16 protein-coding genes are annotated in these 22,918 nt (G+C 60.2%); 3 read left to right on the top strand and 13 right to left on the bottom strand.

Annotation, left to right across the window (positions count from 1 at the left end):
* Nucleotides 1–4: 4 nt before the first annotated feature.
* Together EI185_RS05620 and EI185_RS05615 are read left to right on the top strand one after the other, a co-directional pair.
* The gene (locus EI185_RS05620) at nucleotides 5–718 is read left to right on the top strand and encodes a DUF72 domain-containing protein (RefSeq protein WP_223247694.1); all 714 of its coding nucleotides are present in this window, start codon (nucleotides 5–7) and stop codon (nucleotides 716–718) included.
* Nucleotides 715–3,384 carry a cation-translocating P-type ATPase gene (locus EI185_RS05615; RefSeq protein ID WP_124704149.1) on the top strand — a complete coding sequence of 890 codons (2,670 nt, stop codon included), beginning with the start codon at nucleotides 715–717 and terminating at the stop codon, nucleotides 3,382–3,384. Before EI185_RS05620 ends, EI185_RS05615 begins: the two co-directional genes overlap by 4 nt.
* Before the next feature lie 114 nt (nucleotides 3,385–3,498).
* Here EI185_RS05615 and EI185_RS05610 read toward each other — a convergent pair whose 3' ends face one another.
* The 8 genes from EI185_RS05610 to EI185_RS05575 all read right to left on the bottom strand — a co-directional run bounded on the left by EI185_RS05610 (nucleotide 3,499) and on the right by EI185_RS05575 (nucleotide 15,287).
* A complete protein-coding gene (locus EI185_RS05610) occupies nucleotides 3,499–5,391 on the bottom strand; it encodes a potassium transporter Kup (protein WP_124704148.1) in 1,893 nt (630 codons plus the stop codon).
* Between the two features lie 154 nt (nucleotides 5,392–5,545).
* On the bottom strand, nucleotides 5,546–8,038 hold the full coding sequence (locus tag EI185_RS05605; protein WP_189836302.1) for an EAL domain-containing protein: 2,493 nt from the start codon (nucleotides 8,036–8,038) through the stop codon (nucleotides 5,546–5,548).
* Between the two features lie 7 nt (nucleotides 8,039–8,045).
* Nucleotides 8,046–8,510 carry a response regulator gene (locus EI185_RS05600; protein ID WP_223247693.1) on the bottom strand — a complete coding sequence of 155 codons (465 nt, stop codon included), beginning with the start codon at nucleotides 8,508–8,510 and terminating at the stop codon, nucleotides 8,046–8,048.
* Nucleotides 8,507–9,931 carry a sensor histidine kinase gene (locus EI185_RS05595; RefSeq protein ID WP_124704146.1) on the bottom strand — a complete coding sequence of 475 codons (1,425 nt, stop codon included), beginning with the start codon at nucleotides 9,929–9,931 and terminating at the stop codon, nucleotides 8,507–8,509. Before EI185_RS05595 ends, EI185_RS05600 begins: the two co-directional genes overlap by 4 nt.
* A gap of 169 nt (nucleotides 9,932–10,100) precedes the next feature.
* Entirely contained in the window at nucleotides 10,101–11,885 is a 1,785-nt protein-coding gene (locus EI185_RS05590; protein WP_124704145.1) for an ABC transporter ATP-binding protein, read from the bottom strand.
* Nucleotides 11,886–11,899: 14 nt separating this feature from the next.
* Nucleotides 11,900–13,117, bottom strand: a complete 1,218-nt coding sequence (locus tag EI185_RS05585; RefSeq protein ID WP_306308271.1) for an MgtC/SapB family protein — start codon at nucleotides 13,115–13,117, stop codon at nucleotides 11,900–11,902.
* A 54-nt stretch (nucleotides 13,118–13,171) separates the two neighbouring features.
* On the bottom strand, nucleotides 13,172–14,863 hold the full coding sequence (gene recJ / locus EI185_RS05580) for a single-stranded-DNA-specific exonuclease RecJ (RefSeq protein WP_124704143.1): 1,692 nt from the start codon (nucleotides 14,861–14,863) through the stop codon (nucleotides 13,172–13,174).
* A 43-nt stretch (nucleotides 14,864–14,906) separates the two neighbouring features.
* Nucleotides 14,907–15,287, bottom strand: a complete 381-nt coding sequence (locus tag EI185_RS05575; protein WP_223247692.1) for a hypothetical protein — start codon at nucleotides 15,285–15,287, stop codon at nucleotides 14,907–14,909.
* 74 nt (nucleotides 15,288–15,361) lie between these two features.
* Between EI185_RS05575 and EI185_RS05570 the strand changes: the two genes are divergently transcribed.
* Complete coding sequence (locus tag EI185_RS05570; RefSeq protein WP_124704142.1) at nucleotides 15,362–15,970, top strand: histidine phosphatase family protein; 609 nt, start codon at nucleotides 15,362–15,364, stop codon at nucleotides 15,968–15,970.
* A gap of 167 nt (nucleotides 15,971–16,137) precedes the next feature.
* Here the strand turns inward: EI185_RS05570 and EI185_RS05565 are convergent, their stop codons facing one another.
* The 5 genes from EI185_RS05565 to EI185_RS05545 form a co-directional block, all read right to left on the bottom strand.
* The gene (locus EI185_RS05565; protein WP_124704141.1) at nucleotides 16,138–16,392 is read right to left on the bottom strand and encodes a hypothetical protein; all 255 of its coding nucleotides are present in this window, start codon (nucleotides 16,390–16,392) and stop codon (nucleotides 16,138–16,140) included.
* 16 nt (nucleotides 16,393–16,408) lie between these two features.
* Nucleotides 16,409–16,963 carry a hypothetical protein gene (locus EI185_RS05560; RefSeq protein WP_124704140.1) on the bottom strand — a complete coding sequence of 185 codons (555 nt, stop codon included), beginning with the start codon at nucleotides 16,961–16,963 and terminating at the stop codon, nucleotides 16,409–16,411.
* Nucleotides 16,964–17,171: 208 nt separating this feature from the next.
* On the bottom strand, nucleotides 17,172–17,483 hold the full coding sequence (locus EI185_RS05555; protein WP_189836301.1) for a type II secretion system protein: 312 nt from the start codon (nucleotides 17,481–17,483) through the stop codon (nucleotides 17,172–17,174).
* Between the two features lie 41 nt (nucleotides 17,484–17,524).
* Nucleotides 17,525–17,860 carry a hypothetical protein gene (locus EI185_RS05550; protein ID WP_124704138.1) on the bottom strand — a complete coding sequence of 112 codons (336 nt, stop codon included), beginning with the start codon at nucleotides 17,858–17,860 and terminating at the stop codon, nucleotides 17,525–17,527.
* Nucleotides 17,861–17,878: 18 nt separating this feature from the next.
* Nucleotides 17,879–22,876, bottom strand: coding sequence for an IPTL-CTERM sorting domain-containing protein (locus EI185_RS05545; RefSeq protein WP_189836300.1), 4,998 nt, complete (start codon nucleotides 22,874–22,876; stop codon nucleotides 17,879–17,881).
* Nucleotides 22,877–22,918 lie beyond the last annotated feature (42 nt).

Genomic DNA, 22,918 nt, shown 5'->3' with positions numbered 1-22,918 from the left:
GCTCATGCACTGGCACATTGGCACCTCCGGCTGGCATTACCCGCATTGGATCGGGCGTTTTTACGCCGCCGATCTGGCGCCGGACGCCTGGCTCGCCCACTACGCCCGCCACTTCGATACGGTGGAAATCAACACCAGCTTCTACCGCTTGCCCACACCCGGCGCCATCGCCCACTGGCTTGACGCCACACCGGATCACTTCGTGTTCGCCGCCAAGGCGAGCCGGTTCATCACCCATCTGAAGAAGCTCATGCAGCCGGAGGCCACGCTGCCGCCTTTCCTCGAAGTGCTGACCGGGCTTGGCACCCGGCGCGGTCCGGTGCTGTTCCAGCTGCCGCCGCGCTGGCGCTGCAATGCCGAGCGGCTGACGGTGTTTCTCGATGCTTGGCCGGCAGCCATCCCCTGTGCGTTCGAACTGCGCGACCCGGACTGGCTGCGGCCGGAAATCTACGCGCTGCTGCGTGCCCGCAACGCAGCGTTGTGCATCTACAGCCTGGGCGGCTACACCTCGCCGCTGCTCGCCACTGCCGACTTCGCCTACCTGCGCCTGCACGGACCGGACGCGCCCTATTGCGGCTGCTATAGCCACGCTGCGCTCAAGCGGTGGGTGGCGCAGGTGCGGCGCCTGGGCGTGAACCACGCCTACGTTTATTTCGACAACGACGAGGCAGCCTACGCGGTGCGCAATGCCCTCGAATTGAAGGAGTTGGTGGCGTGAAAATCCATCACCTGGAAGCGCAAGCGGCACTGGCCAGCCTCAATACCGCTGCCGATGGATTGTCCGCGGCGGAGGTGGCGCGGCGGTTCGCGGAATTCGGCCCGAACCGGGTTGAAAAGGTGGCCGGCGTGCCGCTGCCGTTGCGCTTCCTGAGAGAATTCACCCATCTGTTCGCGGTCATCCTGTGGGTGGCGGCAGGGCTGGCTTTTGTGGCGGAACTGGCTGATCCGGGCAAGGGCATGGCTACCCTCGGCTTTGCCATTCTCGGCGTGATTCTGGTCAACGGGCTGTTTTCCTTCTGGCAGGAATACCGTGCCGAACGCGCGCTGGCTGCGCTGGAGAAGCTGTTGCCGCCCAAGGCACGGGTGATGCGCGCCGGACGGGTGGAAGAGATCGTCGCCGCCGAACTGGTGCCGGGAGATATTGTGCTGCTGGGAGAGGGCGACGACATCCCTGCCGACTGCCGGCTGATCGAAGCCTTCGGCGTGCGCGTCAACACCGCCACCATCACCGGCGAATCCGTGTCGCAGGGGCGCGACGCCCAGCCTTCCCAGGTAGACGAGGTGTTGCACAGCCGCAACGTGCTGCTGGCGGGCACCTCAATGGTGGCGGGGGAGGCGCGCGCGGTGGTGTTTGCCACCGGCGATCATACTGAATTCGGTAAAATTGCCCGCCTCACCCAGACGGCACGCGCGCCCATGTCGCCATTGCAGCGCGAGATCGCGCGCCTGTCGCGCCTGGTGGCCCTGTTGGCGACGGGGCTGGGGGTGGTGTTTTTTTTCATTGGCCAGGCGCTGGGACTGGGCTTTTGGGAAAATGCCCTGTTCGCCATCGGCATTATCGTCGCCAACGTGCCGGAAGGGCTGCTCCCCACCGTGACCCTGTCGCTGGCCATGGCCACCCAGCGCATGGCCCGACGTAACGCGCTGGTGCGCCACCTGCCGGCAGTGGAAACACTGGGTGCCGCCAGCGTCATCCTGACCGACAAGACCGGCACCCTTACCACCAACCACATGCAGGTGAAGTCGTTGTTTCTGGGCGGCGAATATGCGACGCCGCAGGCGTTTGCAGCCAGCACCGAGTTGCGACGCGACTACCGGCGTCTGCTCGAAACCGCGTTGCTGTGTCATGACCTCAAGGCTACCGGTGCAGACGCGTGGCTGGGCGACCCGATGGAGATCGCGCTGGTGCGCATGGCGCAGGCAGCGGTGCCGGATTTTCAGGCGCTGCCCAGGGTGGATGAACTGCCCTTCGACACTGACCGCAAGCGGCTTTCCATCCTGCAGCGTATGCAAGACGGTCTGGTGCTGTACACCAAAGGCGCGCCGGAAACCGTGTTGCCGCTGTGCAGCCAGGTGGTGATGGGGGGCGTGTTACGCCCGTTCACGCCGGAATTGCTGGCGCTGTTCCAGCGCGCTCAGGAGGACATGGCAGAACAGGGTCTGCGGGTGCTCGCTTTTGCCCATCAGGCGGTGGCAGCAGGCTACCAGCGCGAAAACCTGGAACGCGACATGGTGCTCACCGCCCTGGTGGGACTGGCCGACCCGCCCCGCCCGGAGGCGGCCGGCGCGGTGCAGAAATGCTTCGGCGCGGGCATCCGCGTCATCATGGTCACCGGCGACCACCCGCGCACCGCGCTCGCCATCGGGCGCGAGGTCGGCCTGATCCGCACCGACCAGGCCGTGGTGGTGAACGGCGAGCAGCTGGCGCGCATGTCCAATATACAGCTTCAACTTGCACTGGACGCGCCGGAAATCCTGTTTGCCCGGGTGGGCGCCGACCAGAAGCTGCGCATCGTCACCGCGCTCAAAAGAAAGCGGCACATCGTCGCGGTCACCGGCGACGGCGTCAACGACGCGCCCGCGCTGAAACACGCCGACATCGGCATCGCCATGGGCCTGAGCGGTACCGATGTGGCCAAGGAAGCCGCCGACATCATCCTGCTCGACGACAATTTCGCCAGCATCGTTGCCGCGGTGGAGGAAGGGCGTGCGGTGTTCGACAATATCCGCAAATTCCTCACCTACATCCTCACTTCCAATATCCCCGAACTGGTGCCCTATCTGGCTTTCGTGCTGCTCAGGATTCCCCTGCCGCTGACCATCATCCAGATTCTGGCGGTGGACCTGGGCACCGACATGCTGCCCGCCCTCGGCCTGGGCGCGGAAAAGCCTGATCCCGGCGTGATGAAGCGGCCGCCGCGCCCGCGCCGCGAACGCCTCATCACCTGGCAGTTGCTGGCGCGCGCCTACCTGTTCCTGGGCGTGCTGGAAGCGGCGACCGCCATGGCTGCGTTCTTCTTCGTGCTGAAGGGAAGCGGCTGGCATTACGGCGAAATGCTCGACCATGCCGACCCGCGCTACCTCGCTGCTACCACCGCCACGCTGTCCGCCATCATCGTGGCGCAGGTGGTCAACGTGTTTCTGTGCCGCAGTCCACGTGATTCCCTGCTCACCACGGGGCTGCGCGGCAACCGGCTCATCCTCGTCGGCATCGCCGCAGAGATTTTGCTCATCCTGGCCATTGATTACACACCGCTCGGCAACCACCTCTTCGGCACTGCCCCGATCGGATGGGAGGTATGGCTGTTCATGCTGCCTTTTGCGGCAGGGATGCTGGTGCTGGAAGAAGCGCGGAAATGGATGCTGCGGCGCTGGATGAGGTAAGCAAAATGCAAAAGGCAAAAGGCAAAAGGCAAAAGGCAAAAGGCAAAAGGCAAAAGGCAAAAGGCAAGAACCGGGGGGTTGTCTGGTTTGGCTTTTACCTTCTGCCTGGCCGCACTAAAGTTCGATCTGGGCGCCCAGTTCAATCACCCGGTTTGTGGGGATATTAAAGAAAGCGGTTGCGCTGCTTCCATTGCGGGCCATGTTGACAAACAATTTCTCGCGCCACAGGGCCATGCCCGGCACCTTGGTTGCGATGAGGGTTTCACGGCTAAGGAAGAAAGAAGTTTCCAGCATGTTGAACTCCAATCCACCTATCTTGCACAGGGCGAGCGCTTGCGGAATGTCGGGATCATCCTTGAATCCATAATTGATCTTGATACGGTAAAACTCATTTCCCAGTGGGGAAGTTTCAACGCGTTCGCTGGCGGGCACCCACGGCACATCTTTGGTCCGGACGGTGAGCAGCACCACCTTTTCATGCAGCACTTTGTTGTGGGCAAGGTTATGCAGCAGCGCATGTGGCACGCCTTCCGGGGTGGCGGTCAGGAATACCGCCGTCCCGGGAACGCGTAGCGGCGGATGGGCAGCGATGCCCGCGAGGAAAGGTTCGAGTGCAATCGCATTGATGTGCAGGCGTTCGAACAGGATTTTGCGTCCTCTTTTCCAGGTGGTCATCAACGTAAACAGGACGATGCCGACGGCCAGCGGGAACCAGCCGCCATGGACAATCTTCATGGCATTGGCACTGAAAAACGCCAGGTCGACCGACAGGAAAAATGTCATGCCAATCAGGGTGGCAGGCCAGCTCCATCGCCACAGCCCGCGCACCACAACAAAGGCGAGAATGGTGGTCATTGCCATGGTTCCGGTGACGGCGATACCGTAGGCTGCAGCCAGTTTGCTGGAAGTCTGGAAACCGAGAACCAGGGCGATGATGCCTGTCAGCATGGTCCAGTTTATGAATGGAATGTAGGTTTGACCGATCTCCCTGGCCGAGGTGTGCAGGATTTCCATGCGCGGCAGGTAGCCCAGCTGGATGGCCTGGCGGGTGATGGAAAAAGCCCCGCTGATCACCGCCTGCGAGGCAATGACCGTGGCCACGGTGGCGAGGGCAACCATGGGTAACAGCCCCCATTCCGGTACCATTTTGTAGAACGGGTTTGCCGCGGCACTGGCATCATGGATCATCAGTGCGCCCTGGCCGAAATAATTGAGCAGCAGTGCAGGCAAAACAAATCCGAACCAGGCTGCGCGAATGGGGTGTTTGCCGAAATGCCCCATGTCGGCGTACAGGGCCTCGGCACCTGTCAGCGTGAGTACCACCGCACCCAGCGCCAGGAATCCCTGCCATCGGTTTTCAATGAAAAAATGCACGGCATACATCGGGCTGACAGCCTGCAGCACGTCGGGGAAATGGATGATTTTGATCAGTCCGAGTCCGCCCAGGGTGGCGAACCAGATCATCATGATCGGGCCGAACAGCGCGCCGACGCTGGCCGTTCCCTTGCGTTGAATCAGGAACAGTCCGATCAGCACAGCAAGAGAAATGGGAATGACATACGGCTTGAACGCAGGGGTGGCGATTTCCAGTCCTTCCACGGCGGAGAGCACCGAGATCGCCGGGGTGATGATGCCATCGCCATAAAACAGGGCCGCGCCAAACAGACCCAAAACCACGAGCGTCCAGCGCATGCGGGATTCATTCGATGTGACCCGCTGCACCAGAGCGATAAGCGCCATGATGCCGCCTTCGCCCTTGTTGTCCGCACGCATGATGAAGACGACGTACTTGAGCGAGACCACGATCAGTAATGCCCAGAAAACCAGGGAGAGAATTCCAAGCACATTGTTGTGGCTGGGGATGACACCGTGCGGCCCATTGAAAACCTGTTGCAAGGCATACAGCGGGCTGGTGCCGATATCGCCGTAAACGACGCCGGTCGCGCCGATGGAAAGCGCGGCCAGGCCCTGCTTTTTCAATGGGTCTGAGACGTTGGGCTGCTGCATGATGTTCGCAATCTGGAGTTTACGTTGAGTGTGATTATCTGGTTTTTCAGCGGGTGCAATATCCACATGCAACGCCAAAGACGGAATGACAGGTAGGCCGGCCGGTTAGGATGACTGTTGCGCAGCACGACACAAGTCGGGTTCAGCCACGGACTCAGGAATTTACCACAAAACTCAAACACCAGTCTTCGTTCAGCATCTGGGTGATCACTTCAGCGGGGACAGGCCGGCTGAAATAATAGCCCTGCATCAGATCGCACTGACGCGACTGCAGGAATACCAGCTGTTCGTTGGTTTCCACGCCCTCGGCGATGGTTTTCATGCCGAGACTGCGCGCCATGGCGATAATGGCACTGACGATTGCCGCGTCGTTGGGGTCGGTGTGTATGTCGCGCACGAACGACTGGTCGATCTTGATGGCGTTAATCGGAAAGCGCTTCAGATAGCTTAAAGAGGAATAGCCGGTGCCGAAGTCGTCGATGGAAATGGCAATGCCCAGGGCATTTAATTCATGCAGCATGCTAATGGATGTCTGGATGTCCTGAATCAGCGTGCTTTCGGTGATTTCCAGTTCCAGCAAGTCAGGGGCCAGACCGGTTTGCGCCAGGATCCGGGTAATGGTTTGCGCCAGATTGTGCTGGGCGAATTGCCGTCCGGACAGATTGACCGCGATAGGCAGCGCAGGCCGGCCCGGCAGCTGCCAGGCCTGGTTCTGGGCGCAGGCGGTGCGTAATACCCACTCGCCGATGGGAACGATCAAACCGGTTTTTTCGGCGAGGGGGATAAACTCGGCCGGAGAAATCATGCCCAGTTCCGGGTGTTGCCAGCGTAGCAACGCCTCCATCCCGCATACCTGGCCGGTGACGAGATCCAGTTGCGGCTGATAGTACAGTTGCAATTCCCCGCGCTCCAGCGCGTGGTGCAACGCATTGTCCAGTATCAGGTGTTGCAGCGCCTTGGCGTTCATCTCCGCGGTGTAAAACTGGTAAGCGTCGCCGCCCATGTCCTTGCTGCGGTTCAAGGCGATGGCGGCATTTTTCAACAGGCCGCCCGGGGTGAGGTCGTCATGCGGATAGACGGCAATGCCGATGCTGGCGGTAAGGAATAATTCATGCTCCTTGATGTGGAAGGGTACCTTGAAGCTGTGCAGGACTTTTTGCGTCAATTCACTCACGTCATCCAGCTGCTCGATGTCGGTGAACACCAATGCGAATTCATCCCCTCCCGGACGGGCCAGGGTGTCATCGTCGCGTATTCTTTGCTCGAGACGCTCGGCGACTGCCTGCAGCAGCGCATTGCCGATCTCGTGGCCGAGGGTGTCGTTGATGGTTTTGAAGCGGTCGAGGTTGAGATACATCGCAGCCACCAGCCGCCCGCGGCGCTGGGCTTCGAGGATCGCCACTTCCAGGCGGTCGGTATAGAGTGCGCGGTTGGGCAGCCCGGTCAGGCTGTCGTGCGTGGCGAGGTGCAGCAACTGTGCCTCATGGAGCTTGCGCTCCGAAATGTCACGCATGATGGTGGAGAAAAAATCCACGCTGCCATCGGGGAGTTTGTGCGCGACGATAACTGCAGAGACGGGAATTTCCTGCCCATTGCGACAGAGGAGTGCGCTTTCGCCGTACCACATGCCTTCGCGTATGGCAGTCGGGATGCCGTGGCCGATCACTCTTTCCTCCGCCCACACCGGCAGATAGGCCTGCATATGGGTGGTGGAGAGGTCTTCGTCCATGGCGATGCCGAGCATATTGCGCCCGGCCTGGTTCACAAAGCTAACCTTTCCATCCTGGCCGCAAACACCAATAAAATCGATGGCGGAATTGATGATGGCGGCCAGTTGCGCACGGCCGCTCTCGGCCAGCTTGCGTTCGGTAATATCCCGCGTGATGGACAACAGCGATGTGCTGCCATCGATTTCGCTGACCAGCGGGACTGCGTGGGTTTCCAGCCAGCGGCGATGGCCCTTGAGACCGATGATTTCGAATTCCAGTGAGCCTTTATTACCTGCCAGCACGTTGCTGGTCAAATTCTTGAAAGCTTGACGGTACTCGGGTAAAAGCATGTTCAGCAGTTTTTTTCCGAGCACTTGCTCGCCGGAATCCGCTTCGATCATCGTCAGTCCCGATGCATTCATGAATTGCAAACGGTGATCCGGGCCTATGATTTTGACGCATTCAGGCTCGGTGTCGATGATGGCGCGCAGGCGCGATTCGCTTTCGCGCAACGCGTTTTCTGCTTTATGCAGAAGCTGTCGCTGCTCGGCTCGATCCAATATCGAACGTATGCGGGTGGGAAGCAGGGCGTAGTGCCGGGGGGCTTTGAGCACATAGTCATCCAGGCCTGCCTGCATCGCTTCCACGGCGATTTCTTCACTACCGGTGCCGGTAAACATGACCACCGGACATTCCGGCAGGGCGGCCTTGACCAGGCGTAGAATGTTTAATCCGTCGGTCCAGCGCAAGTGAAAATCGGTAATCACCAGGTCGAGATTGCCTGCTTCAATGCGTCGCATGAATTCGCCCATGTCGGTGACGAATTCGACTTGCATGCCGGGAAATTCAAGCTGCAAAGCACGCGTGGCCAGTGCGCGATCATCCGGGTTGTCATCGACCAGCAGGCATGTCAGCGGTAAAGGATGGGATTTTTCCATATCCATATCATCCCCCGATGGACGGATTGATATCCGGTTTTTCATTGAGAATGAACCAGTACAGCCCGAGCGCCTTGATCATTTCCAGCAGGTTGTCGAATGCCACCGGCTTGACCAGGTAGGAATTGGCGCCGAGATCATAGGCAAGCCCCACATCCGTACTTTCCTTGGAGGAGGTCATCACCACGACCGGCAGGCGGCGCAGGCCGGGTTGCTCGCGTAGCCATGCCAGCACTTCGAGACCGGATTTGCGCGGCAGCTTCAGGTCCAGAAGCACCAGCGCGGGCAACGGGTAGCGATTGCGGTCGGCGTACTGGCCCTGACCGGACAGGTAAGCGACTGCCGCTTCGCCGTCTTCCACCACCTGCAATGGATTGGCCAGATTCGTCTTGTCCTTGGCGCGCCGGAACAGCATGATGTCATTGGGATCGTCTTCCACCAGCAACAGCGTAGGCAGCGTTATATTCATCATTTTTTCTCCTGTATCGGCAACTCTATCCAGAACCGGCTGCCTTGGCCATTTTGCGATGCCACGCCCACGCTACCGCCCATGCGCTCCATCCCCTTCTTCACGATGGCGAGCCCGATGCCGGTGCCCGGGTAAGACTCGATGCCGTGCAAACGCTCGAACACGCGAAAAATTCGCTCCTCGTGTTCGGCGGGGATGCCGATGCCATTGTCTTCCACCCACAGGCGCACCCGGTTTTCCTGCGCTTCGGCCCATACCCGGATTTGAGGCGTCACCCCGGGTGCGACGAATTTGATGGCATTGGATAACAGGTTGGCGATCACCTGTACCAGGGTCGGGCGATGCCCGAGCACGTCCGGCAATGGCTCAACGACGGAAATGATGGCGTGATGTTCGGTGATCTGGGCTTGCATCTGGGATGTGGCCTCGGCGACGATTCTGGACAAGCTGACCGGCTTCGGGCTGAGTTCGCTGCGGCTCAACTGGCTGTACGCCAGCAAATCCTGGATCAATATGTCCATGCGGCCTGCCGCGGCGACAATGCGCTGCGCGAAATCCTGACCCGCCGGGTCGAGTTGCGCTGCGTAATCTTCCTGCAGCGCCTGAGTGAATCCCTGGATGGCGCGCAACGGAGCACGCAGGTCATGCGAAACCGAGTAGCTGAAGGCTTCCATCTCGTTCATCGAGGCTTGCAATTCTTCCGCGCGTTGCTGCAGGGCCACATTTAATTCGCGGATGCTTGCTTGTGAAAATTGCAACTGGGCATTGGCTTTTTCAAGTTCCGCGGTTCGTTCGGCGACGCGGCGCTCCAGATCGCCGTTGAGGGTGCCGATCTCCTGCTCGGCCCGTTTGCGCTCGGTGATGTCATAAGCGGTAGCGAGTCCAACCGGCGCACCTTCAAATTCAATGGAATCGGCAGTGACCTCCAGCCAGCGCTCCTCCCCATGCTTGGTGATGATCTTGAGTTCATAGCGGGCTGGACCGCCGGCGCCGTGCAGGCGCGACAAGGAACGCTCGCGGATCATCTCCTGATACTCCGGGGAGACCAGTTGCCATAAATCCATGGTCAGCAGTTCCTCGCGCGTATAACCGCTGTAGGCGATCGCCTTGGGGTTGACGAAACACAGGCGTCCGCCGCGGTATAGGAAGATGGCGGTAGCAATGGTTTCGGTGAGCATGCGGAAATTTCTTTCGCGCTCGCGCAGGATGCAATTGGCGCGTTCGACCGCAGCCTGCTCGCGGCGTAACAGCAGGAACAGTATTAGTGCGGTGATCAGAACGAAAGACAATCCGCCCAGGAGTTCCAGTTGCTCGACGAGGCGGGAGCCGACAAACAGTTGCTGCAGGAGGTAATACGACACAAAAATCCATAGGGCGGAGAGCAGCAGGTACAGCAGCGCGATGCGCAGCGGTCTGGATATCATCGCGTCATGCCGTCCACTCAGGGAACAGCGCGAGGAAGCGGATAGTGGCGTGGTTTTTCTCTCATATTTCTCCCCCGGACGTCAAATGCGGAAAATACCCCCCTCCGGGTTTTTCCAAGACTTTGAATTTAAATATACTTCATTCCGGCTATCGGCGATAGCGCCGACGTCAGTGTTGCAGTGTTCCGTAGAGTTTGGCGTAGAGCCCGCCCCCGCGTATCAGCTCGGCGTGCGCGCCTTCCTCGATGATCTGGCCGCCGTCGAACACGTAAACGCGGTCGGCCTGCTTCACCGCGGACAGGCGATGGGCAATGATGAGAGTGGTGCGATCCTTCAGAAAATCATGCAGCGCCGCGTGCAGCCGGGCTTCGGTAGCGGCATCCAGTGCGGAGGTGGCTTCGTCGAGGATCACCACCCTGGGGTCGGCAAGGATCATGCGTGCGATGGCCAGGCGCTGGCGTTGTCCGCCGGACAGGCGCACGCCCTGGCGACCGACGAGGGTATCCAGCCCGCCGGGCATGGCCTGCACGGTGTCGGCCAGTTGCGCTACGGCCAGCGCGCGCCACAGCGCCGTTTCATCCATATCGCGGCCCAGGGTCAGATTCATGCGCACGCTGTCGTTGAACAGCGCCGGGTGTTGCAGCACGCTGGCGACGTTCTCGCGCACCACGTCGAGGCCGATTTCAGTGGTGGGTACGCCATCGAACAGCACGCTGCCGGACTGCGGCTGGTACAGGCCGAGGATGATCTGCACCAGCGTGGATTTGCCACCGCCGGAAGCGCCCACCAGCGCGACTTTTTCGCCCGCCTGGATGGTGAGGCTGACGCCGTTCAGTACCGGGTTTTCAGCGTAGCGAAAGCGTACGTCGCGCACTTCCACGCCGACCGTGTGCCGGCCGGCGAATGGGTTGGCGAGGTGCGGATACTGCGGCTCGTCCTTCAGGGCGAGCAGATGGTTGATGCGCGTCAGCGCGGCCCTGGCGCCGAACCAGGCGTACTGGATGCCGAGGATATCCTGCACCGGACCCATCATGAACCACAGGTAGCCGAACACCGCCATCATCTCGCCGATGCTCAGGTTGGAGTACACCACCATCAGCATGCTCACGCCGCGAAAAATATCGAAGCCGAACAGGAACACCAGAAACGACGCCCGGCTCGCCGCGTCGCTTTTCCACGAGAACGCGGCGGCGTGGGTGCGGATATCTCGCGCCCGTTCGGCCACCCTGGCAATATAGTGGCGCTCGCGGTTGAGGGCGCGGATCTGCTGGATCGCATCCAGGGTTTCGGTAAGGGATTGCTGGAACAGCTCGAAGGCGCTGTTTTCACGGCGCTTGAGGTCTTTCACTTTCTTGCCCAGCACCATGGTGAAGTAGATCACCAGCGGATTGAGCAGCAGGATGAACAGTGCCAGCTGCCAGTGCATCCACAGCAGCACCGCCGTCATGCCGAGCAGCGAGAGCGCGGCCACGACGAACTTGGCCACGGTGGCGCCGATGAAATCGTCCACTGCATTCAGGTCGGTGACAAAATGCGACGCCACCGTGCCGCTGCCCAGGGTTTCGTATTCGGACAGGGCGATGCGCGACAGGCGCGCCAGCATCTGGCGGCGCAGGCGGTAGGCCACGTCCTTGGCGATCAGGGTGAACTCGCGGCTCTGCCATACGCCTGCCAGCATGGCGCTCAGCCGCAACACCAGCGTGGCGACGAGCACCGCGCCGATATACAGCAGCGGTCCATGCCAGGCAGCGGGAAAACGCTGATCGATAAAGTGGGTCAATGCGCCCGGTTTGTGCAGCAATACCTGATCCACCAACAGCGGCAGCAACAGCGGAATCGGCACACTGGCGGCAGCCGCAAACAGTGCGACCAGATGGGCAACCAGCAGCGCGCGTTTGTGCTCGCGGGCGATGCCGAGCACGTAAGACCAAGTATAGGTTGGCGGAGCGGCCACGTGTGATCCCGGTTTTATCCGGTCTGTAAAACCAGCCACCCGGCCGCGACGCCGAGTACGATGGCAAGCATGCCCACGGCAGTTTTGCGCGCCAGCAGCTTGCCGCCGATGAATAGTATCAGTCCAAACTTGAATGCCATATTGGCGATGAAGGCCAGTGTCACCGCCGTCACCACCTGATTCTGCGCCAGCTTGCCCAGCCCGAACAGGCGCAGGCTGGACAGGGTGATCGGATCCACATCAGTGAGGCCGGACGCCAGCGCCACGGCGTACAGGCCCTGGCTACCGGCGTAGTCGGAAAGCCAGGCAGCGGCGAACAGTACCGCCGCGTAGAGCAGGCCGAAGCCCAGCGCGGTGCGTATTTCGGTGGGGTTGTTGAGCTCCAGATCAGGCAGTTCGCCATCGCTGCGCAAGCCTCGCCACAACAGCGCCGTGCCCAGCAGACCCGCAATCAGTCCACCGCCCAGCACCGGCAGCAGCGCGGGCAGCAGCCGTGGCGACACCACCGCAGCGATCACCCCCAGCCGTATCAGCACCATCAGATTGGCGAGCAGAATGACCACCACGGCGGCCGGGATCAGCGCTGCGTTGCCGCGCGCGTGGCGGGAAAACACCAGCGTGGTGGCGGTGCTCGACACCAGCCCGCCGAGCAGCCCCATCAGGGGTGCGCCGTGGCGCTGTCCGGCGATGCGCAGCGCGGCGTAGCCGGCCAGGCTGACGCCGGAAATCAGCACCACCATCCACCATATTTGATACGGGTTGAGTGCACGGTAGGGGCCGTAATCCTGGTTCGGCAGCAGCGGCAGAATCACCAGCGACAACACCGCGAATTGCAGGAATGAAATCAGGTCGCGGCGTGTCAGGCTGCGCGTGATGCCGTGCAGTTCAGCCTTGAAGTAGAGCAGCACGGTAGAGACGATGGCGAGCATCACCGCGAGCTGGTGGTAGCCGTACCACACCATCGCGCCCAGTCCGTAACACAGTACGATGGCCGCCACCGTGGTGGTGCCGGGATCGTCGCCCAGATCCGGCGCGCGCGCATAGGCTGCCACCATCATGCCGCCCACCACCAGCAGGCCGCCTGCCAGCACCCATGCAGTGCCGGTTTGCTCCGACAATAAAGCCGCCAGCGTGCCGAACAGCGCCACCAGGGTGAAGGTGCGCAGCCCCGCCTTGGCGGTGGGCGTGCGCTCGCGTTCCAGGCCGATCAGCATGCCGATGGCGAGGCTGATGGCGAACGCGGGCAGGTGTTCCAGGCCGCCGCTGGCAATGAATTCTGTGTTGATTCAGGTCTCCTCAGCCCAGTATTCCAGCTTCAATTGTAGGCTGGCCGAGCCATTGTAGACGTTCATTTCTGGCCGGTACACGGCATGAATGCGCTCCGGCAGCGGCTGGTCGCGAAAAAACAGGATGCTCTCGAACTGTTGTCCGGCCATCTGCAGGCGCAGTTTCAGGTGTTTTTCACCCACCACGCGCTGCTGCACGACGCGGAACACGCCGCTGAAGCTGGGCGCAGCGAAGCCTTGCCCCCACACCTGCCCATCCAGCGCCTGTGCGAGCTCGAGATTCAAGGATTCCGGTGGCAGTTCGCCGTCGGTTTCGATCACCTTGGCGAGGTCGCCGGGAGACAACAATCCTTGTACAGTTTGTTCGAACAGTGCGGCAAAACGCTCGAAATCGGCTGCGCGGATGGACAGCCCGGCCGCTGCGGCATGACCGCCGAATTTGAGGATCAGGTCGGGCGCGCGTTTGGAGACGATGTCCAGCGCATCGCGCAAATGCAGCGCGCCAATCGAGCGGCCGGAGCCTTTGATCTCGCCATCATTGCCGCGCGCAAAGCACACGGCAGGGCGGTGGAATTTGTCCTTGAGGCGCGATGCCAGAATGCCGATTACACCCTGATGCCAATCCGGGTCGAACAGCGCCAGGCTGTAGCTGTCGGCGGTTTCAATGGCGTCTAGCGAGGCCAGCGCGGTTTCCTGCATGTCGGCCTCGATGCTGCGGCGCTCGGCGTTGAGTGCGTGCAGGCGCCGGGCGATAGCGAGCGCCGCGGCGTCGTCATCGGTGAGCAGGCAAGCGATGCCCAGCGACATGTCCTCCAGGCGCCCGGCAGCATTCAGGCGTGGCCCGACCATGAAACCGAGATCGAATGCCGATGCCCGCGCCGGGTCACGGGCAGCGGCCTGAAATAATGCGCGGATTCCTGCACACGCCCGACCGGCGCGCATGCGACGCAAACCCTGCTCGACCAGGATGCGGTTGTTGGCGTCCAGCCGTACCACGTCGGCTACCGTGCCCAGTGCCACGATATCGAGCAGTTGCGCCAGATTGGGTGCGGTGTCAGCGCTGAACATGCCACGCGTGCGCAATTCGGCGCGCAGCGCCAGCAATACGTAAAACATCACCCCCACCCCGGCCAGATTCTTGCCGGGGAAGGGGCAACCCGGCTGGTTGGGGTTGACAATCAGCGCCTCGGGCAATTCATCGCCGGGCAGGTGGTGGTCGGTGACCAGCACTTCGATGCCCAGCCGTTTCGCCTCGGCCACGCCGGCCACGCTGGCGATGCCGTTGTCCACGGTGACGATCAGGTCAGGACGGCGTTCAGCTGCCAGATGCACGATTTCCGGGGTGAGGCCATAGCCGTACTCAAACCGGTTCGGCACCAGATAATCCGCGCTGCCGCCCAGCAGCGCCAGCCCGCGCAGCGCCACCGCGCAGGCCGTGGCGCCGTCGGCGTCATAATCCGCCACGACCAGGATGCGTTCCTGGCGGCCGATGGCATCTGCCAGCCGCTGTGCCGCGGCGTGAATGTTTTTTAGTGAATCGAAAGGTATCAGCCCGGCGAGTCGGGTTTCCAGTTGCGCTGGCTGGGCAATGCCGCGCGCCGCATAAATACGCGCGAGCACCGGGTGCAGACCGGAGGCAGTGAGTGAGTGAGCGACGGATTCGGGATAGGTGCGAGCGGTAATTTTGACCATGACCGCAGTTTACCTTTAACCCGGATGTTTGATGAATTGACGCTTACTCGACGACGCGAACATCTTTCACGAAATATTCGGTATCGGCGAAGCAGGTGGACGGCACACCGATGTGCTGGTCATAAGTCAGGCTTACGCGCTTGCCCAGGCTCTTGTTGATTTTGGCCGCCACGGCGCCGTCAGGCACCGTGAAATAGAATTTTTCGCTCAGGGTTCCCGGCATGTTGACCATCGCCAGCTCTCCTTCCCAGGTTTTGCACAGCCATCCCTTTTTGGAAAACTTCTGCACGTAACCGGCGCGTTCGCCGGATGAATACGACCAGTTGAGTACCACCCATGTATAGGCGGCAAACAGCGCCAGCAGTACGATGATCAAGCCTGCGACCCACGGCCACACGCGCCGTTGTCTGGATGGTTGCATCATTATTCTCCCCGAATTGTCTGCATCATTTTAGCGCGATTGAGCCGTTATAATCGCGCTTTGTTTTGGGAGCTGTCATGTTGACTACTATTGATTTGATCCGGCACGGCGAGCCAGTGGGCGGCCGCAAATACCGTGGCCAGACCGACGACCCGCTGTCGGAAAAAGGCTGGGCGCAGATGTGGAAAGCAGTGGGGGATTATGCGCAATGGCAACACATCATCACCTCGCCGCTCAGCCGCTGTCAGGCTTTTGCCGAGGCACTGGCGGAAAAGCGCGGTATTCCGGTCAGCGTGGAAGCACGTTTCAAGGAGGTGACCTTCGGTGTCTGGGAAGGCCAGACCTCTGCACAACTCACCGCCCGTCATCCCGACTTGCTGTTCGACTTCAGGTGCGATCCGGTAGCGCATCGTCCGGCGGGTGCGGAGTTGCTGGCGGATTTTCATGCCCGTGTCACCGCCGGCTGGCAAGCCATGCTCGATGCGCATTCCGGCGAGCACCTGCTGGTGGTATGCCATGCCGGCGTGATCCGCATGTTGCTGTCCGGGGTGCTGGGCATGCCTGCGCACAATGCTTACCGCATCCAGGTGGGTAGCGCCGCAGTGTCTCGCATCGAGGTGGAAGAAAGACACGGGAAAAGGCTGCCCACGCTGCTGTTTCACGATGGCGCTTTGGTACTGTTCTGAAAATTTATGGTATCCGTATTTTGTGATTGAAATCAGGTTAAATCTCGCCCAACTCGACCCACCGCGTCAGTGTTGATATATCCACGCTGTAGTTCTTCGGTACGTGCGTTGATCGCTGGTTACGCTGGGTCGGTAGTAGCGCGATGAACATGTGTCGTCCCATTGCATCATCCGACATACTGCAACCAGATTTCAGCCTGTTTCCCGTCCTCTCTGGTGCCTTGGCCTAGCAATAGCATCGAGCCTAAAAGCGACATGGCATCGATATGACCCAGTTCTGCGGATTCCTTCATGAGGGGCAAAGCTTTCTGGAAATCCTTCGAGCCATAGAGGTCAAGCGCTTCATCGTAAGCCTGAAGCGAACGCGCCTTGCCGGTAAGCGCAATATTTAAGCTGAGAAGATTTTGTATGAATTTCAGCATAGGCGTATGTCTAGAATCAGGATAGTCGGGCAATAAGCGCCAGGGCTTCATCAATTGAAATGGTCACGACAATGTCGTCACTCGTGTTAAGAACACCGTCCGGTCCGGCTGATCTTAATGAAAAGGCATCGCCCGGTGGTGAACTAGTCGAAATTTGGGTTGTGAGAGGCACATATTGTATTGGTGTAATCCAAGGGTCATTGGGAGGGGTCCAGGATGCGGGCAAAGGGTAAATATATGCCGGAGGAGGCGAGGCAGGCGCGCTTCGATTCGAAATGGCGTATGAAATAATTGCCGTTTTGCTCGCTTCGAAATCGTCATTTAACACGGCATGGGAATCTTTGAGCACACCTCCTTGAATCAACGGGGTGAGCAAGTCATTCGGCGTCAGCGCCAGAACTATATCGTCATAGGGATTGGTGGGCGAGTCAGAGAAATCCTTCACTACGAAAAGACTATCCCCATTGGTATTTTCCAGCTCATCCGGGCCGATAGCCGCCGTCTGTTGAATCCCTTGAGCGCTGAATGCGCCATAGCCGTTTCGCCCATGCGAAACAAGTATTGCGACCACCTTGCATGTGCTGCTCCCACAGTCGTTGACTTGATTGCCTGTAGGCGGTGCCCCAAGAACTCCCGGACCACTGCTATGAAGCGAAATCGCCCCACTAATTGCAGCCACCGTCTGTGACGTCAAACTCGTGCTGGTGGCGGCCAGGACCACTTGGTAGGTAAACCGATTGTAGTATCCATCGCTGGCCGCGTCAGACGAGATCCCCAGGCTAATCCATGGAACAATGCCCGTAACCATTGGGAGTCAGCCCGGTACAAGCGCTAGCCGTTGCCGTCGCTTCCCGGCCATAACCTACCGCACCTGGCGCTAAAGCTGGAATCGCGGGGCAAGGTAGACGATTGTTTTGTGCAATGAAATTTGTAAGCGCAACTTTAATGGCGGCTTCATTCGCTTTGGTAGAGGTAATGCGTTGGTTGGTAAGCTGGATATTGAAAAATGAAATCAGGCCGCCTGATAAGAGAGTGATGATAATCAGCACAACGGCAATTTCAATGAGGGTAAAGCCTTGGCTGCGCTTCATAAGTGGTGGCATGTATTCAACATAGGCGGTTTCAAAGGAGCCTATCCACGGGGTTTCCCAGAATCAAGCGAGACGACCCTGTTGATTTCCTGCGTGTTGCGAATGCAGCGCCAGTAGGCTACAGCGTGCGCCACGAACGAAACCATCGCCGATATGGCGAAAGTTTTAATGACAGACAATAACGAAGCTGCTGCATTAATTGTTTCAGATGATATTTGGTTAATCACTCCATCACCTGTAGGAGCCATATTTTTTAATAATTGCGCAGACGATTCAGCAGTGGAAGTCATACCCAAAAAATCAAAGTATCCAATCGCAACTAGTCCAATCACCAAGAACAGGTGCACGATCAACCCGAACACCTGAAGTGCTATCAAGTACCTGATCGGTCTCATTTACTTAGCCCATTTCTTAAGCACGTCAATTGCTTTATCAGAAGGAGATGGCAACCAAGAATAGCCTGCTTCGCTAGCAACAGGCACGGTTTCGCGCGCACATTGATTAATGGCCTTTTCTGTTTGCTGCATAGCACCACATGCACCTCCTTGCGGATAATTGAGGCAAGCTCCTAATTGTGCATTCTTGATCTTTTGAAGTTGCCTGAGATCGTCAAATTTCCACTTTGCTTGCTGGATGGAACTGTATTGATCGATTCCAAAATAAAAAGCAGCGGCCACGCCTAATGCTAGAGGGAGTCCAAACTCACCTGTCGGATCAACATAACTTAGCGGATTCTGATTCGCGTACGCATAAGTATTGATCCCCCCCGCCAACCCAACCGGATCACTTTGCACATACCGCCCCACCCGCGGATCATAGTCCCGCGCCATGTTGTAATGCAGCCCGCTTTCCTGATCGTAATATTGCCCCGGGAACCGCAAGTTCACCGTGGTCTTCACCCCATCCCCGTCCGGGTCTTCATTGGCAGCGCTGCTGCCGAAGGCGTCACTCTCCCAGCGCCACACCACCTTGCCGGTGGCGTCCGTGGCCGCGCGCGGAGTGTGGGTCTGGTCCAGCTCATAATACAGAATCCGGCGGCTCGGCACATACTCGATCTGCGCCAGCGGCGCCTCGTCGCGCCACACATAGGTGCGCAGCGGCGCACCGCTACCGCTGGTCTCGGCGATCAGGTGGCTTTGCTGGTCGTAATGATACAGCACCGTCTGCGCGCCCTGCGGCGCGGCGGCGGTGGTGACCTTGCGGCTGCGCTCACCCAGGTAGTTGTAATAGTAAGTGGCGATCAGCGTCGCGCCCTGTTTCACCTGGCTCAGTTGTCCGGCCTGGTTGTAGACATAAGTCTTGCCGCTGCCGTCACTGGTGAGATGCCCGGCGGCGTCGTGGGTGACGGGGCTGCCCAGACGCGTGCTCATTCGGTTGCTGGCGGCCGGATAAGTGTAGCTGCCCATGCCATCAGAGAGGCGGTTGCCGTTGGCGTCGTAGCTGAAGCTCTGGGTTTTGGCCGGGCCGGCTTCGCTGTTGAGCCGGTCCATCGCATCGTAAGTATAGGTGGTGGCGCCCAGCGCGGTGCTGCGCTGGATCACGTTGCCCGCCGCGTCATACTGCAGGCTGGCGTCGGCCCAGGCAGTGGGTGCGCCGAGCGCGCCGCCCAGCAGCAGGCTCAACCCGAACAGCGCCAGCAGCGGCAGCGGCATACCGCCGCGCCCGCGCGGGCGGCGCTGCAGGGTGGAGAACAGCAGCAGCCCGCCCATCAGGATCACCCCCCATTCGGGCAGGGTCGGCACGTCGGCGTCGCTCACTGCGGCGTTCGCGGTTTGCGCACTGACTTGCCCGCTCAGGTCGAAATGGGTGGTCTGGGTCACGCCGTTGCCCAGCGTCTGGGTAATCACCTGGCCGGCACCGTCGTATTGCAGCTGTTGCGCCAGCACCGTGCTGGCGCTGCCATTGCTGGCCACCACCTGGGCAATGCGTCCGGCGCCGTTGCGGGTCAGGCTGACGGTCTCGCCGGTCGGAGGGATGACGACAGCAGGCTGGTTGGCGGTATCGTAGCCATAGCGCGTGATGCTGGTGATGCCGGCCTCCAGCCGCGTCTGCTGGATCAGGTTGCCCTGCGCGTCGTAGGCAAAGCTGGTCTGCCCGGCGCCATCGCTGACCTGGCACAGGCGCCCGATGCCGTAGGTGCAACCGGCAGCGCTGTCCCAGGTGTAGCTGACATTCTCGCCGGCCGCGGGATAGCTCACGCCGCTCGGGCGGTTGAGCGCATCGTAGGTATAACTGGCGGTGACGCCGCGCGCATCGGTTACGGTTTTGAGGTTGCCGGCGGCGTCAAAGCTGCGCGTGGTGGTGCCGCTATCCGGGCTGGCCTGCTGGAGCGCATCGCCGAGGGCGTTGATGGTGTAATGGGTGGCTGCCTGGCGCGGGTCGGTGATCCCGGTGACTTGGTCGAGCGGGTCATAGCCGTAGGCGGTGATGCCGGTCAGCGCGTCGGTGACCCGGCTGAGCCGGTTCAGCGCGTCGTAGGCCAGCGCGGTGGTATGGTTGAGCGGGTCGGTGCGGGTGGTGAGGTTGCCGTTGGCGTCGTAGCCATAGGTGGTGATATGGGACGTGGTCGGGTTGACGTAGGCGATTGCCTGCGCCAAGCGGTTGAGGCTGTCGAACACCCGGCTTTGGGTGGTGGTGAGGGTGTTGTTGGCATCGAACACCTCTTCCTTGATGCGGTTGCCGGCGCCATCCAGGGTGTAGTGGACGCGGTTGAGCAGGCTGTCGGTGATATCGGTGAGGCGGTGCGCGGCGTCATAGGTGTAGTTGAGCTGACTGCCGTCGGCGAGGGTGACGCGGATCAGCTGGCCCACACCGTCGTAACTGTAAGCGGTGCTGTTCGCCCCCACCGTGCGCTGGGTCAGGCGCCCGCGCGGGTCGTAGCTGAAGCTGGTGGCGACGCCATTCGGATCGACCAGGCTCAGCACCCGGCCGTTGGCGTCGTAGCCGGTGACTGTGGTGACCTGGCCGAGCGCGTTGGTGACGCTTTGCAACTGGCCGCGGCAACCGGCGACGGCCGTGCCGGTGCAGGTAGCGGCGGGGTCGTAGTAGGTGCTGGTGGTCAGGTCTGCCACGTCGCTGCGCGGGCCGTCGACGATGCGCTTGAGCATGGCGCCGGGCACTGTAGTGGAATAGGTGTAGGTGGCGGTCCAGGTGCGGGTGGTGCCGGCGGCGGTGTCTTTAACCGATTGTTGGGTGACGTTGCCGTGGCTGTCGTATACATAACTGGTGACGCGGCCCGGTTCGCTGATGCTGTCGGGCAGGCGGAAATTGGCATCCCAGACCGTGGTAATGGTGCGCGCCTGGGGGGTGCCGGACGCCTCGGTGCGACTGGTCTCGAGGTTGCGCGTGAGGTCGTAGGTGTAGGCGGTGACGTTGCCGTTGAAGTCGGTGCGGCTGGCGACGTTGCCGTTGGCGTCGTAGGTTATATTGGAACCGGTTGCACCACAGGTGGCACAGGGTTGGGTCAAGCCGGTGTTCTTCACGACCCCCAGGATGGTCTTGAAGTTATAGGTGCGGGCGGTGCCGAGGGGGTCGGTGACGACTGTGCTGGTGGGGTTGCCGTTGGCGTCGATGGTGTAGGCCAGAGCGAATTTTTCTGCGCCGCCTGACAGCTGAGTGGAAATGGCGCGACCCGCCGTATCGTAGGTAAAGGTGACAAAGCGGGTGGCGTTCTCATCCAGAATACCAGTCAGCGCATGCGGCAGATTGGTACCTGTAGTGTAGGTTTGCTCGTTGTAGAGATAAGTGCGCGCGCGGGTGTCGGGGTAGGTGACGGAGGCTAGGTTGTTGCTGGCATCATAGGTGTAGAGATAGCCCCCTCCCGACGGGTCCGTCATCTTGACTATGCGACTACTGGCATCGTAGCCAAACACTAGAGCACGACTATTGGCGTCAGTGACACGAATTAAGCGGCCTGCTGGCAAGGTCGTGGCAGTCGGGTTGCCACTGGCATCGAGGATATAGCCGCCGTTGGGGCCGGTGGTGCCATCGCTGTAGGTAAGCGTTTGCTGGAGGCCAGCGCGATTGGCGATGGATAACAGCCTCCCCGTGTTGTCATAGGTTTCGACGGAATCGTCCGCCGTGGTGTAAGTCCAGCCGGTGGCAATCTGTTGCAAGCGATCAGGCACATCGGCATCGCCTACCCAAGCGCCGCTGCTCGACTGAAACTTGAACGATTTGCCGTCCGGACGGTAAACGGTGGCAGTCGTGCTTTGTACGGAAATCGAGCGATCATAGGTTCCGCGCCAATAGGCGCCCAGCGCGGCGCTCTGCACCTGAATATCATTATTGTAGTAGCGTTGCCAAGCCAATGGAAATAGGCCCGAACCGAGATAGTCGCTCTCGATCTGATATTTGTTGCCGTTCGCTTGGTTGATCGGGTCGCCGATAGGGCAGAAGTCAGGTTGGCCGAGGTTTTTAGGGTCAGTGGAAATAATTGGGCTCCACAATATGGCGGTGCCACTAACTCCCACCACTTGGCCGGCAGTGTTGATGCCGTAAGCGACGCTCGCGTTTCCGCCCAGAGTGCCCAAGTCGGTCATCACGCCATTTTGGTGCAGGAATGCATGTACGACAGTGTTTCCGGCGACATCGGACTGCCCCACCACTTGACCGGCACTATTGATGCCGTAAGCGGAGCTGTTGCTTCCGCCCAGAGTGCCCAAGTCGGTCATCACGCCATTTTGGTATAGGAATGCATGTACGACAGTGTTTCCGGCGACAGTGGAGGACCCCACCACTTGACCGGCACTATTGATGCGGTAAGCGTAGCTCGAGTTTCCGCCCAGAGTGCCCAAGTCGGTCATCACGCCATTTTGGTATAGGAATGCATGTACGACAGTGTTTCCGGCGACATCGGACTGCCCCACCACTTGACCGGCGCTATTGATGCCGCTAGCGATGCTGTTGCTTCCGCCCAAAGTGCCCAGGTCGGTCATCGCGCCGTTTTGGTACAGGAATGCATGGGAGGTGGCGTTTCCGGCGACAGAGGAGTTCCCCACCACTTGACCGGCACTGTTGATGTCGCGAGCAACACTCCAGCTTCCGCCCAAAGTACCCAGGTCGCTCATCACGCCGTTTTGGTACAAGAATGCATGGTTGAAGCTGGTTCCGGCGACATAGGAGGCCCCCACCACTTGACCGACACTGTTGATGACGCTAGCGATGCTGTTGCTTCCGCCCAAAGTGCCCAGGTCAGTCATCGCGCCGTTTTGGTACAGGAATGCATGTACGACAGTGTTTGCGGCGACATTGGACTGCCCCACCACTTGACCTGCGTCGTTGATGCTGTAAGCGCCACTGTAACTTCCGCTCAGCGTTCCGAGATTGGTCACCGTGTAAGTCATGGCCGATGCTTCGCCGACAGCAAACAGCGCGCTCAGTGCAAAAACCACGAGGGTTAGAATCGGGGACCGTGTCGCAAGCAATGCGAGACA

Origin of the sequence: Sulfuriferula multivorans, assembly GCF_003851125.1 — a bacterium.
GTDB classification, from domain to species: Bacteria; Pseudomonadota; Gammaproteobacteria; order Burkholderiales; family Sulfuriferulaceae; genus Sulfuriferula; species Sulfuriferula multivorans.
The sequence above is the reverse complement of the archived record's forward strand: the minus strand, read 5'-3'. Positions and strand labels throughout refer to the sequence as shown.

What these genes read in the sequence shown, in the direction of transcription:
- EI185_RS05620 (WP_223247694.1), top strand. Translation starts at nt 5, where the DNA reads ATGCACTGGCACATTGGCACCTCCGGCTGGCATTACCCGCATTGGATC.
- EI185_RS05610 (WP_124704148.1), bottom strand. Translation starts at nt 5,391, where the DNA reads ATGCAGCAGCCCAACGTCTCAGACCCATTGAAAAAGCAGGGCCTGGCC.
- EI185_RS05605 (WP_189836302.1), bottom strand. Translation starts at nt 8,038, where the DNA reads ATGGAAAAATCCCATCCTTTACCGCTGACATGCCTGCTGGTCGATGAC.
- EI185_RS05600 (WP_223247693.1), bottom strand. Translation starts at nt 8,510, where the DNA reads ATGATGAATATAACGCTGCCTACGCTGTTGCTGGTGGAAGACGATCCC.
- EI185_RS05595 (WP_124704146.1), bottom strand. Translation starts at nt 9,931, where the DNA reads ATGATATCCAGACCGCTGCGCATCGCGCTGCTGTACCTGCTGCTCTCC.
- recJ (WP_124704143.1), bottom strand. Translation starts at nt 14,863, where the DNA reads ATGGTCAAAATTACCGCTCGCACCTATCCCGAATCCGTCGCTCACTCA.
- EI185_RS05575 (WP_223247692.1), bottom strand. Translation starts at nt 15,287, where the DNA reads ATGATGCAACCATCCAGACAACGGCGCGTGTGGCCGTGGGTCGCAGGC.
- EI185_RS05570 (WP_124704142.1), top strand. Translation starts at nt 15,362, where the DNA reads ATGTTGACTACTATTGATTTGATCCGGCACGGCGAGCCAGTGGGCGGC.
- EI185_RS05565 (WP_124704141.1), bottom strand. Translation starts at nt 16,392, where the DNA reads ATGCTGAAATTCATACAAAATCTTCTCAGCTTAAATATTGCGCTTACC.
- EI185_RS05555 (WP_189836301.1), bottom strand. Translation starts at nt 17,483, where the DNA reads ATGAAGCGCAGCCAAGGCTTTACCCTCATTGAAATTGCCGTTGTGCTG.